We start from the raw sequence: 12,592 nt of genomic DNA, 5'->3' as shown, positions 1-12,592 counted from the left end.
GGCGGTAATGGGAACATGGGGATGAGCTTAGGCGGCAGAACGTGAAATCGCCTTATGTACCGGTTTTTGAGTACTTACAAATGGTGGCGTTACGTAGTTTTATCAATGAATCAGGTAGTTTTTCAATGTTGTTATCAACAAGATCAAGCGTGTCAAGGTTTTCTAAATCAAATATAGGGTCGGGTACTATATTGATAGTACAGGATCGTAATATTAATTTTTTTAGCCAGGAGATAGTATGAATAACTGGAGGGACGTTGCCTGAAAAATAGCCAGATAGATTCAGTGTTTTTCTTCTGTCTAAGAAACACTCGTCTATAGAACCGACACAAAAACCACGGTCATTAATAAAATGTTGATCGTTTGTTTCCAGAGCCCATTCATAGAGTGCGATTCTATCCTTTTTAGGGATTTCCGTGGTAGTAATTTTGAAGCCTGTTACATTTCTAAATGCGCTTTTAGATGCCTTATACCTATTGTGTAATTGATTGTCTTCACTGTTTTCATCTGTTTCCTGAGTGTCTGGCAATGATGGTTGTGGCATGCGGGTTGGGCGATTGATTTCCACGTTAGAAGTCTCAAAGTAAAATCAATCATTATATAAAATTTAAAGTGTGATTAAATAACAGGAAGGTTACGCAAATTACTTTATATAGTTATGGAGGTGTTTTTGATTCCACATCCCATCGGCTTTTTTTTGCTGGGGGTGGAGCTGTATGTTGTAAATCATATGTTTCGACTGTCTCTGATATGGTTTGTTGGGTAGATGTTGAAGGGCCACTTGGATTAAGTTGGTTTAGTTGACTGTAATATGATGCAATACTATTCTCAGCTAATTCATAGTAAACCTCTTCACTAAAAGGTGGATTTCCAGAGAACCTTAATTCAGGTATTGAATTAATGAGAATTCTCCATTCATCCAGATGATAAATGTCTTCGCTATATAATTTTGTTTCATACAATTCATTTATTATTGGATTAAGGTCAATGCCTCTGCCTCTTGTGTCATAAGTAGAAAATATTAACTCTGATATATGTGATGCGAAAAAGAAGACGTCCTGTAGTTCTTTTTTTATGGATAAAAAACGCTGATGTTCTTCCTCTTTTGATTGCTCCGTTTTTCTAGCCTTGCTCTTTGATAGGTTGGCGGATAAATCCTCCAACACAAGAAGTCTTTTGTCTGCGAGTTTTCTATGTATAAAAACTGTATAATGATGGCTGTTTCTTAACATTCGACGTTTTTCAAGGTTATAAGAAAGTCGTGTTATAGCCATTACCGCTTCAAATGGAGACCTTTGTTCCAAAGATAATGCGCGATACTCGTTGTAAAACCCTTTATGTGTTAGCAAAGATCCACCAATGATATCAAAAACAATCATCTTAAAATTCGCTGCATTTAAGGATTCTCTATCCTCTAAAAATTCATGTATTAATCTGCACAAGTTGGTGACTTTTAATAGATCTTCACTCTTTATGTCTTTGAGACACTCTTGAAGTTCTGACGATAAAGTCATGCCTGTTCCCTGTAGGAACTCCGATAAAAGACTTTCGCATTCAGTTAGACAAGCGGCTTGGAATGTTGAGGGTGCTTCCCCGTTAAAAGCGCTTTGGGCCAATTCTTTGGGTGGGAAATAAAGCCTAGAGCCTGTTAAGGCTTGTACATCTTGTTCAGATCGTTCCTCTTTGGCTTGACTGTCAATAGTATCGGTTGGGCTTTGAGTTGATGTACCCGGTCTATCAAATGGTAAATCTCTCTCTTCCTCGTATTCTTCTTCACTCACCCAGCTGTCTTCATCAGATGTTTTATCTAAAGGATCTGTTTCGAAGTCTATAACTGGTTTTTCTTCTAAAACAGTTAACGTTGTTTTAATGCTACTTTTCCACTCTTCATCAATAGGGTTGTCATATAAATATATTGTTGCCTTTGTGAGGCTTAAAACCAAGCCGGATAATGATTTAATTTTATTGTCTACGAGATCAAAAAAACGCAGGCTTAGTAATTGGAATATTTCGTCAGGTATTATTGCAAGTTGGCATGATCTTAATGATAGATTTCTGAGCCAGTTAATCCTATGTAATACAGGAGGTATGTTAACACTAAAATGTCCGGAAAGATTTAGCGTTGTTTCTTTCTCTAAGAAACATTCATCTATCCATGAGATACAAAAACAGCGATCATCTATAGATTCTTGCTCTTTCGGTTCGGATGCCCATTCATACAGTGAAAACTTATCTTTAGTGGGAATTTCTGGTGATCTTACTCTCCACTTTTTTACATTTCTAAATGCGGCATTATAGCTCTCATATTGACTTTTAAGATTTGCTTTTTCTGAAGTATCAGCCGTTCTATGTGTTTCTGACAGGCTGGAGTTTTCACCCTCTTTTGTTTTTGGTAAGGGTGATGGCACTGAAAGGCCTTTAGGAATACGGCTATCCATAATGATTTCTCAAGTTAAACAGGGCTAGGGCTTTTTATCACATTGATGGATTTTTGAAATAACAAGGGTGTCTGCTTTTCTATCTAAAGAGCTGGGTATATTTGGATTATGCTGGCAAGTCATATCTCCATCATGTTTCCTATGCGTCCTCAGTCATAGTAATGTGAGGGGGGTTGGCCTATGATCTGCGCGACTTTTCGTCAATGCTCAATCCCTAATCGGCCAAACCCACCATGCACATCACTCTACGTCAGCTTGAAATCTTCCGGGCTGTAGCGCTTAACCGAAATGTTACTGCCGCCGCAGAGCGCCTGCATATCTCCCAGCCGGCGGCCAGTATGGCGCTGGGCGAGCTGGAAAAACAGCTGGGTTTCCTGTTTGACCGCCAGCAGGGGCATCGCATGGTGATGAATGAACGTGGTCGTGTTCTGTTACCTATGGCGAATGAGGTGCTGACCCGGTCGGCCGAGATTGAACAGCACTTCACCGGCAAGACAGATTATATGGAAGGCACACTAAAGGTGAACGCCAGCTCGACTATCGGCAATAACCTGATGCCCTCCCTGATCGGCCACTATAACCGGGACTTTCCCGGGATTCAGATTTCCCTGTCTATTGATAACACCGGCATCATCGCCGAACGACTGCTGAGTTTTGAGATTGATATTGGGTTTGTGGAGGGGATCTGTCTTCATCCCGATATTGAAACCATTGAGTGGCGTAAGGATGAGCTGTTAATCATTGCTGGCGCCAATCATCCTCTGGCGGGTAGACAGGATTTGCAACTCCGTGACCTGGAAAATGAATCCTGGATTCTGCGGGAAGACGGTTCGGGGACCCGTTCGCTGTTTGATGAACTGATTGCCAGCCGGCTGGGTTCGCCTCGTATTGGCATGTCACTGAATCGTTCAGAAGCATTAAAGCAGGCTGTGCGGGCAGGGCTTGGGGTGGCCTGCCTTTCCCGTCTGGCGGCAGAGATCGATTTGCGACGCGGAGACCTGGTGGTCTTGCCGGTCAGTGATCTGGTGCTGGAGCGTTACTTCTATATAGCTATCCACAGGAAGAAGTTCAGGGGGCGGATGCTCCAGCATTTCATTGATTACATTCAGGCCAGCAAGGATTGATATCAGGAGATTTTCAGGCAGTCAGTGTATGGCAGCCTGATGCCCATAAGTGATATTGATAGGTCATTTAAATGATCGCTATTTCTTATCGCTCAGAGGTATTCCATATACTTGCCCTGTTTTTCGGCAACGGTGCTGATCCATGATAGCTCGAACCCTGAAATTTAACGCGTGAAGTCTTACGTCGGTTATTGAATACATTAACGATGACTAGAGTGATTTTGGCGTAAAGATACGGTTAAAAAATAGCATGGCGGTTGTATCCGATGTGGATACCGGGCTAACAGCGTTAGTGATGCTTTCTTAACCGGTTTGTTTTTCTGACTAAAACGTCAGGAAGGAAGTCATCATGCACCAAGAGCCAATAACAGACTTTATACTGAGTAATAATTAATCGACGCTATGTTATCCAGCCCTGTTGGAGAAAAACGTGTCCAAGAAAAAGGTATTGGTCAGTGCATGCCTGCTGGGTGAAAAGTGCCGGTTTGATGGTTGCTCGTGTACGAATGATGATCTGATTAATGATCTTGATCCGGTTGAGCTGATTCCGGTTTGTCCTGAAGAAATGGGTGGTTTGAGTACTCCAAGGCCAAGGGCCAGGGTTGTCGGCGATCGGGATGATGCGGATGGCCATGCTGTTATAAAGGGTGAAGCCAAAGTCCTGACCCATGAAGGCAACGATGTCACCCATGAATATCTCAAAGGCGGAGAGCGTACGCTGAACGTTGCGGAGAGCTCCGGCGCTGGTCTGGCCATATTAAAAAGCAACAGCCCCTCATGTGGCTGCGGAAAGATATTTACGCACGATTTTGAGTCGCTCAAACTCGGTGACGGTACCACTACCGCTATTTTAAAGAAGGCTGGGATAAAGGTGGTCGACGAGAGTGAGTATCGTGATGCTCTCAATGAGTACAGGAAATAACCACTCCTTCGTGATAAGCGCTTTGCGAAACCGGTTATGTATTATCTTGGCGTCCCCTCATTAATGCGCCAGGCAGTAAAAAGCCGAAAAATACAATCCATTATGCCTACTTTGTAGGGTGGATGAATGGCATTTGCTTCGCGGCAGAGGAATGATTTTAAGGTCAGGACCGTATCAATGACCGTTAAAAAATCGCCGAATCGCCACTGACTTGTGGGACGTTGTTGCAAGCAAAAGCATCTGCCGGAAACCGGCATTCCAGACGATTTTTCTGTCGCGACGGGTTGGATCAGGCAGGTCGCTCCGTTCTGGTGCGTACGTGGTTGAACCTAAGTATTAATACCCATATAATCGCAGCCGCCTTAGAGTCATTACGGAATAAGCACAGTAATGGCCGGGAAGTGTACAGATAATAATGCTGGGAGGCGGCCGGTAAGAGCATCGCCCGCAAGACATTCGGCGATGTGGTACTCGATTAACAGGCTGTGGGGATTCTCACTGTTCATGCAGGCAACGTACAGACACGGTTCCAGACGCGGTAAAGGTGCAGCGGGCATGCCCCGGCCACCGGTTTACCGGGTCATCATCGCCCAGGCCGCAGTGACAGCGTTACTGGTGCTGGCTCTGCTGGCGGTTGACCGGGTGATGGCACTGTCAGCCCTGCTCGGTGGACTGATCTGCCTGCTTCCCAATGCCTGGCTGGTGCGCAAGGCTTTCGCTCACGGTGGTGCACGTTCCGCCCGGCGTATAGTCAACAGTTTCTATAAAGGTGAAGCCGGAAAATTCCTGTTAACCGTTTGCGGTTTTGCTCTGGTGTTTGCCTGGGTTCGTCCCCTGCATCCGCTGGCGCTGTTGGGGGCTTTTGCGGTAGTACAGGCGGTAAACTGGTTTACCCCGGTCATTCTTAAAAGCAGGGTGAGTTGACGAGAGCACGATTATGGCGAGTAGTGGACAAACATCATCGGAATACATCGTTCATCACCTGCAGAACCTGACCTATGGTCAGCTCCCCGCAGGCTTTGAGCGTTACGACGGCAGCGTATTGAGCGAAGCCACCTGGACCATCGCCCACGGCGCCGAAGAAGCGCAGGCTATGGGCTTCTGGGCGTTTCATGTGGACAGCCTGTTCTGGTCGGTCTTTCTTGGCCTGATCTTTATCGGCCTGTTTCGTTACGTTGCCAAAAAAGCAACCAGCGGCGTTCCCGGCGGGTTGCAGAACCTGGTGGAAACCATTGTTGAGTTCGTTGACGGCAGTGTTAAGGATACGTTCCACGGCAAGAGCAAGGTGATCGCCCCGCTGGCGTTGACCATCTTTGTCTGGGTGTTCCTGATGAACCTCATGGACCTGGTGCCGGTTGACTGGATACCGGGTCTGGCGATGCTGGTTGGCATCCCGTATATGAAAATTGTGCCTTCCACGGATCCGAACATCACCCTGGGACTCTCTCTCAGTGTGTTTGCCCTGATCATTTTCTATTCCATCAAGGTCAAAGGCATTGGTGGCTTTATCGGAGAGCTGACGCTGCATCCGTTCAACAGCCCGAACAAAGCGGTACAGGCATTGTTTATACCGGTGAACTTCCTGCTGGAATCCGTCACCCTGATCGCCAAGCCTATCTCTCTGGCGCTGCGGCTGTTCGGTAACCTGTATGCCGGTGAACTGCTGTTCATCCTGATTGCGCTGGTGGGCTGGTTCCAGCTGCCCATGCACTTCCTCTGGGCGGTATTCCATATTCTGGTTATCACGCTGCAGGCGTTTATCTTCATGATGCTGACGATTGTTTATCTCAGCATGGCCCATGAGGATCACTGATTCGTCTCCATGGGAGAGCAGGGCGAAGGGGGTGCGCCCTGCATGGTCACTCAGGGATTTAATTAAAAACCGTTGTTCTAACTTTACTCACACACAACGACACAGTCGGGAGAAAATCTAATGGCATTAGTAGTAGGTATGACCGCTATCGCAGTTGCACTGCTGATCGGCCTCGGCGCCCTGGGCACCGCTATCGGTTTCGGTCTGCTGGGCGGCAAGTTCCTCGAAGGTGCTGCTCGTCAGCCCGAGATGGTGCCAATGCTGCAGGTCAAAATGTTCATCGTGGCAGGTCTGCTGGACGCCGTTACCATGATCGGTGTTGGTATCGCGTTGTTCTTCACCTTCGCCAACCCCTTCATCGGTCAGGCGGCTGCCGTTCTGCAATAAGCTGCAGTTAATGATTGTGTGAGTGCGCGCCGGCCCCGGCTCTCCGGGGTCACGCAAGCGACTCAGCGACCAGGACATTAACTGAAGCGAGAGGTATTGGCGTGAACATCAATGCGACAATAATCGGCCAATCGATAGCCTTCCTCGTCTTCGTGTGGTTTTGCATGAAGTACGTGTGGCCACCGATCATGCAGGCGCTGTCTGAGCGGCAGAAGAAGATAGCCGAAGGACTGGAGGCTGCAACCCGCGCATCCCAGGATCTCGAACTGGCCCAGCAAAAGGCCACCGACAACCTGCGTGAAGCGAAGGAACAGGCCCAGGCCATCATCGAGCAGGCCACCAGGCGTGCCACCCAGCTTATCGATGAATCGAAAGAACAGGCCCGCGCCGAAGGCGAGCGTCTGAAAGTGGCGGCCCAGGCAGATATCGAACAGGAAGTGAATCGTGCCCGCGAAGTACTGCGAGCCGAAGTGGCGACCCTGGCAGTAGCCGGCGCCGAGAAAATTCTGGGTTCGCATATCGATAATGGTGCAAACGACAAGCTGGTTGACCAGCTGGTCGCTGAACTCTGACAGGGGGGCGTGTTATGGAACTGACCACCTGTGCCCGGCCTTACGCAAAAGCGGCGTATGAAGTGGCCAGCGAAAACAGCGCCCTGCAGTCATGGTCAGACATGCTGCGGACAAGCGCAGCCGTAAGTGAAAATGACAAGATTCGCCGGGTGCTTTCCTCGCCGGTGCTGACCAGCCGAGAGCAGGCGGATGAGTTTATCCGCGTGTGTGGCGACAGTCTGGACGAGAAGGGGCAGAACTTCATCCGTACCCTGGCGGACAACAAGCGAATCACCCTGCTGCCACAGATTGCTGACCTCTTTGACCGGTTCAAGGCTGAGCAGGAGCGCACTGCTGATGTGGAAGTCATTTCGGCTTTCGCGCTGAGCCAGGAACAGCTGGATCGTCTGGCGGAAAAACTGCACAACCGGCTTGGCCGCGAGGTGAAGCTGCGTGTGCTTGTGGATAAAAGCCTGATCGGCGGCGTGGTTATCCGGGCGGACGACATGGTCATCGACGGCAGTGTCCGCGCCAGGCTGGCGAAGCTGGCAGACGCGATGAATTCCTAGCTTATAAAAGCTGACGGTTAAGAGGCAGGACATGCAGCAACTGAATCCATCTGAAATCAGCGACATCATCAAGAGCCGTATCGACAGCCTTGAGGTGTCCAGCGAAGCCCGCAACGAGGGCACCATCGTCAGCGTTTCTGACGGTATCGTACGTATCCATGGTCTCGCCGACGTTATGTACGGTGAGATGATCGAATTCCAGGGCGGTGTTTACGGCATGGCCCTGAACCTGGAGCAGGACTCTGTCGGTGCGGTCGTACTGGGGGACTACAAGCACCTGGCGGAAGGCCAGACTGTGCAGTGTACCGGTCGTATCCTAGAAGTACCGGTCGGCCCGCAACTGCTGGGTCGTGTTGTTGACGCTCTGGGTAATCCCATTGACGGCAAGGGTTCGATTGAGACTGAGCTGTCTTCTCCGGTAGAGAAAGTGGCACCCGGCGTTATCGCCCGTCAATCGGTCGACCAGCCGGTTCAGACGGGTTATAAGGCGGTTGACGCTATGGTACCGGTAGGCCGTGGCCAGCGTGAGCTGATCATCGGTGACCGTCAGACCGGCAAGACCGCCCTGGCCATCGACGCCATCATCAACCAGAAGGGCACGGGCATTAAGTGTGTCTACGTTGCGATCGGCCAGAAGCAGTCGTCCATCGCCAACGTGGTACGCAAGCTGGAAGAGCACGGTGCGATGGATCACACCATCATCGTTGCCGCTGCCGCCGCTGACCCGGCCTCCATGCAGTTCCTGGCACCGTTCTCCGGTTGCTCCATGGGCGAATACTTCCGTGATATTGGTGAAGACGCCCTGATCATCTATGACGACCTGACCAAGCAGGCCTGGGCCTACCGCCAGATCTCCCTGCTGCTGCGTCGTCCGCCTGGCCGTGAAGCTTATCCCGGTGACGTTTTCTACCTCCACTCCCGTCTGCTGGAGCGTGCCGCGCGTGTTAACGCCGACCACGTTGAGAAGCTGACCAACGGTGAAGTGAAAGGCCAGACCGGTTCCCTGACGGCCCTGCCGATCATCGAAACCCAGGCCGGTGACGTTTCCGCGTTCGTACCGACCAACGTTATCTCCATTACCGACGGTCAGATCTTCCTGGAAACCGACCTGTTCAACGCGGGTATCCGTCCTGCGATGAACGCTGGTATCTCGGTATCCCGGGTCGGTGGTGCTGCTCAGACCAAGATCATCAAGAAGCTGGGTGGTGGTGTGCGTCTGGCCCTGGCCCAGTACCGTGAACTGGCGGCGTTCGCCCAGTTCGCCTCGGATCTGGATGATGCGACCCGTAAGCAGCTGGAACACGGTCAGCGCGTGACCGAATTGATGAAGCAGAAGCAGTATGCCCCCATGTCCGTCGCCGAGATGGGTGTGGTGTTGTATGCCGCTGACAAGGGCTTCCTGGACGACGTTGAACTGAAGAAGATCGGCGCGTTTGAAGCGGCCCTGCTGTCCTTCGCCAATGCGGAGTACGCCGAGCTGATGGCCAAGGTGAACGAAACCGGTGATTTCAACGGTGAGATCGAGGCCGGCATCAAAGAGGCCATCGAGAAGTTCAAGGCCACCCAGACCTGGTAAATAGCGGCGGTTGCAGGTTCGCCTGCAACCGAATGCTGAGGAACGCATATGGCAGGCGCAAAAGAAATACGCACGCAAATTGCGAGCATTAACAGCACGCAAAAGATCACCAGTGCCATGGAGATGGTGGCGGCGTCCAAGATGCGCAAGGCGCAGCAGCGTATGGAGCATTCCCGCCCCTACGCGGATCGCATTCGCCAGGTGGTTGGCCATGTGGCCAACGCCAACCCGGAGTACCGTCACGCCTACATGCTGGAACGTGACGTGAAGCGGGTCGGTTTCATCGTGGTGGCCAGTGATCGCGGACTCTGTGGAGGTTTGAACACCAACCTGTTCAAGTCCACCGTGCAGTCCATGAAGGAGTGGCATGACCAGGAGATCGAGATCGACCTCTGCCTGATCGGTAGCAAGGCGGCCTCGTTCTTCCGCAGTTTCGGGGGGAATGTTTCCGCAGCCATCAGCCAGCTGGGTGATGAGCCGAACATTGCCGACCTGATCGGCGGTATCAAGGTCATGCTGGATGCTTACGACGAAGGACGCATTGATCGGCTGTTCGTGGTGTACAACCGCTTTGTGAACACCATGACCCAGAAGCCGATCAACATTCAGCTGCTTCCACTGAAGCCGGATGAAGACACCGAACTCAAGCACCACTGGGACTACATCTACGAGCCGGACGCCAAGGCGCTGCTTGATGGACTCCTGGTGCGCTACATCGAGTCCCAGGTGTATCAGGCGGTGGTTGAGAACAACGCCTGTGAGCAGGCGGCCCGGATGATCGCGATGAAGAGCGCGACCGATAACGCCGGTGAGCTGATCAACGAACTGCAGCTGGTTTACAACAAGGCGCGTCAGGCGGCGATTACGCAGGAAATCTCCGAGATCGTAAGTGGCGCTGCTGCGGTATGACCGTAGCCAAGACATTATTTCAGGGTGAGGATGAATCTATGAGTAGCGGTCGTATCGCACAAATCATCGGCGCCGTTATCGACGTAGAATTTCCGCGCGAAAACGTACCCCAGGTATACGACGCGCTGACCGTCGACGGCAAAGATCTGACCCTCGAGGTCCAGCAGCAGCTGGGCGACGGGGTAGTCCGTACCATCGCCATGGGCTCCACCGAAGGTGTGGCCCGTGGACTGGCAGTAAACAACACCGGCAATCCGGTCATGGTTCCCGTGGGCACCAAGACCCTCGGTCGGATCATGGACGTCCTGGGTAACCCCATCGATGAGAAGGGCCCCATCGGTGAGGAAGAGCGTGCCGCGATTCACCGTGAGGCGCCCAGCTATGCTGACCAGGCCGCCACCAACGAGCTGTTGGAAACCGGCATCAAGGTTATCGACCTGGTCTGCCCGTTCGCGAAGGGCGGTAAGGTCGGCCTGTTCGGCGGCGCCGGCGTGGGCAAGACCGTTAACATGATGGAGCTGATCCGTAACATCGCCATCGAGCACTCCGGCTTCTCCGTATTCGCCGGTGTGGGTGAGCGGACCCGGGAAGGTAACGACTTCTACCACGAAATGATGGAGTCTGACGTACTGGGCAAGGTATCGCTGGTTTACGGCCAGATGAACGAGCCGCCCGGCAACCGTCTGCGTGTGGCACTGACCGGCCTGACCATGGCAGAGAAGTTCCGTGATGAAGGCCGTGACGTACTGTTGTTCATCGACAACATCTACCGTTACACCCTGGCGGGTACCGAGGTGTCGGCACTACTGGGTCGGATGCCCTCTGCGGTAGGTTACCAGCCGACGCTGGCGGAAGAGATGGGTGTTCTGCAGGAGCGTATTACCTCCACCAAGACCGGTTCCATCACCTCCATACAGGCCGTATACGTCCCTGCGGATGACTTGACCGACCCGTCGCCGGCCACCACCTTCTCCCACCTGGATGCGACCGTGGTACTGAGCCGTGACATCGCCGCCAAGGGTATCTACCCGGCGATCGACCCGCTCGATTCCACCTCCCGTCAGCTGGATCCTCTGGTGATCGGCCAGGAGCATTACGATATTGCCCGTGGCGTTCAGACCGTTCTGCAGCGTTACAAGGAACTGAAGGATATCATTGCCATCCTGGGTATGGATGAACTGTCCGAAGAAGACAAGCAGACGGTCAGCCGCGCCCGTAAGATCGAGCGTTTCCTGTCCCAGCCCTTCTTCGTGGCGGAAGTCTTCACCGGTTCACCGGGTAAGTATGTTTCCCTGAAAGACACTATCCGTGGCTTCAAGGGCATCCTGGATGGTGAATACGATGCCCTGCCGGAGCAGGCGTTCTACATGGTGGGTTCCATCGACGAAGCCGTCGAGAAAGCGAAGAGCCTGTAATCAGCAGAGTCACTGTCAATACAGGTGAATCGACAGGGGGGATGGCCGGTAAACTAGCCAATCCCCCTGGGAAACTGGCCTAAACTGGAATGTCTGTGAGGCAGAATATGGCGATAACCGTGCACTGTGACATCGTTAGTGCCGAAGAAGAGATTTTCTCAGGACTGGTGGAAATGATTGTTGCTACCGGTTCCGAGGGTGATCTCGGCATCTCGCCGGGGCACGCGCCATTGCTGACGGCGCTCAAGCCCGGCCCGATCCGTGTCCTGAAACAGGACGGGGAAGAAGAAGTGTATTACATTTCCGGCGGCTTCCTGGAAGTGCAGCCTAGCCAGGTGAAAGTACTGGCGGATACCGCCATGCGCGCCGGCGATATGGACGAAGCGGCGGCTCTGGAAGCCCAGAAGCAGGCAGAGCAGGCGCTGGCCAACCAGCAGGGCGAGTTCGACTACTCCCGTGCGGCGACTCAGCTGGCGGAAGCGGCGGCCCAGCTGCGTACACTACAGGCGATCCGCAAGAAGCTTGGCAAGAAGTAGATTTTGAAACGTATAAAAAACCCGCCATATGGCGGGTTTTTTATGTATAGATATCTGATATAGAGAGCGTTGAAGTTGTATCACTATCATCATCTATTGACGAATGATCGAGTAGTGATCGTACATAGGACAATATGACGGACACACAAAATGTCCTATTGTATTCGGCTATAAAAAAGCCTCAACTTTGCGTGAGACCTTTCTACTACCTACTAAAGAGCTTTTTAATACAAAGTACGAGAACCTATACTCTACCAACGTATAAATTGGGTCATGAATCAGATCCGTTGATTACGTATATATAACAGTCAACGATCATGGTTAGGCTATGCATTTTGGATTATGGCTGTTA

General features: G+C 51.4%; 13 protein-coding genes. 11 read left to right on the top strand and 2 right to left on the bottom strand.

Annotated elements, in window-relative coordinates:
• Nucleotides 1–52: 52 nt before the first annotated feature.
• Nucleotides 53–568 (bottom strand): hypothetical protein, encoded by a 516-nt coding sequence (locus tag ABD892_RS14480; RefSeq protein WP_345196552.1) that lies wholly within the window; start codon nt 566–568, stop codon nt 53–55.
• Nucleotides 569–656: 88 nt separating this feature from the next.
• Nucleotides 657–2,438 (bottom strand): leucine-rich repeat domain-containing protein, encoded by a 1,782-nt coding sequence (locus tag ABD892_RS14475; protein WP_345196551.1) that lies wholly within the window; start codon nt 2,436–2,438, stop codon nt 657–659.
• 233 nt (nt 2,439–2,671) lie between these two features.
• Between ABD892_RS14475 and ABD892_RS14470 the strand changes: the two genes are divergently transcribed.
• From ABD892_RS14470 to ABD892_RS14420, 11 genes are all read left to right on the top strand, one after another.
• The gene (locus ABD892_RS14470) at nt 2,672–3,562 is read left to right on the top strand and encodes a LysR substrate-binding domain-containing protein (RefSeq protein ID WP_345196550.1); all 891 of its coding nucleotides are present in this window, start codon (nt 2,672–2,674) and stop codon (nt 3,560–3,562) included.
• Nucleotides 3,563–3,992: 430 nt separating this feature from the next.
• Entirely contained in the window at nt 3,993–4,484 is a 492-nt protein-coding gene (locus ABD892_RS14465; protein WP_345196549.1) for a 2-thiouracil desulfurase family protein, read from the top strand.
• Between the two features lie 504 nt (nt 4,485–4,988).
• The gene (locus tag ABD892_RS14460; RefSeq protein ID WP_345196548.1) at nt 4,989–5,408 is read left to right on the top strand and encodes an ATP synthase subunit I; all 420 of its coding nucleotides are present in this window, start codon (nt 4,989–4,991) and stop codon (nt 5,406–5,408) included.
• 13 nt (nt 5,409–5,421) lie between these two features.
• Nucleotides 5,422–6,297 carry a F0F1 ATP synthase subunit A gene (atpB, locus tag ABD892_RS14455; RefSeq protein ID WP_345196547.1) on the top strand — a complete coding sequence of 292 codons (876 nt, stop codon included), beginning with the start codon at nt 5,422–5,424 and terminating at the stop codon, nt 6,295–6,297.
• A gap of 120 nt (nt 6,298–6,417) precedes the next feature.
• Complete coding sequence (atpE, locus tag ABD892_RS14450; RefSeq protein ID WP_211830656.1) at nt 6,418–6,684, top strand: F0F1 ATP synthase subunit C; 267 nt, start codon at nt 6,418–6,420, stop codon at nt 6,682–6,684.
• Between the two features lie 101 nt (nt 6,685–6,785).
• On the top strand, nt 6,786–7,256 hold the full coding sequence (locus ABD892_RS14445; RefSeq protein ID WP_345196546.1) for a F0F1 ATP synthase subunit B: 471 nt from the start codon (nt 6,786–6,788) through the stop codon (nt 7,254–7,256).
• Between the two features lie 14 nt (nt 7,257–7,270).
• Nucleotides 7,271–7,804 (top strand): F0F1 ATP synthase subunit delta, encoded by a 534-nt coding sequence (locus ABD892_RS14440; RefSeq protein ID WP_345196545.1) that lies wholly within the window; start codon nt 7,271–7,273, stop codon nt 7,802–7,804.
• A 31-nt stretch (nt 7,805–7,835) separates the two neighbouring features.
• A complete protein-coding gene (atpA, locus tag ABD892_RS14435) occupies nt 7,836–9,380 on the top strand; it encodes a F0F1 ATP synthase subunit alpha (RefSeq protein ID WP_345196544.1) in 1,545 nt (514 codons plus the stop codon).
• A 48-nt stretch (nt 9,381–9,428) separates the two neighbouring features.
• Nucleotides 9,429–10,289, top strand: coding sequence for a F0F1 ATP synthase subunit gamma (gene atpG / locus ABD892_RS14430; protein WP_345196543.1), 861 nt, complete (start codon nt 9,429–9,431; stop codon nt 10,287–10,289).
• 38 nt (nt 10,290–10,327) lie between these two features.
• A complete protein-coding gene (gene atpD, locus ABD892_RS14425; RefSeq protein WP_345196542.1) occupies nt 10,328–11,704 on the top strand; it encodes a F0F1 ATP synthase subunit beta in 1,377 nt (458 codons plus the stop codon).
• Nucleotides 11,705–11,811: 107 nt separating this feature from the next.
• Nucleotides 11,812–12,240, top strand: a complete 429-nt coding sequence (locus ABD892_RS14420) for a F0F1 ATP synthase subunit epsilon (protein WP_345196541.1) — start codon at nt 11,812–11,814, stop codon at nt 12,238–12,240.
• Nucleotides 12,241–12,592 lie beyond the last annotated feature (352 nt).

The sequence above is a fragment of the Kistimonas scapharcae genome (genome assembly GCF_039540975.1).
In the GTDB taxonomy this organism is placed as follows: Bacteria; Pseudomonadota; Gammaproteobacteria; order Pseudomonadales; family Endozoicomonadaceae; genus Kistimonas; species Kistimonas scapharcae.
Note: the sequence above shows the minus strand (reverse complement) of the source record. Positions and strands in the feature narration are given on the sequence as shown.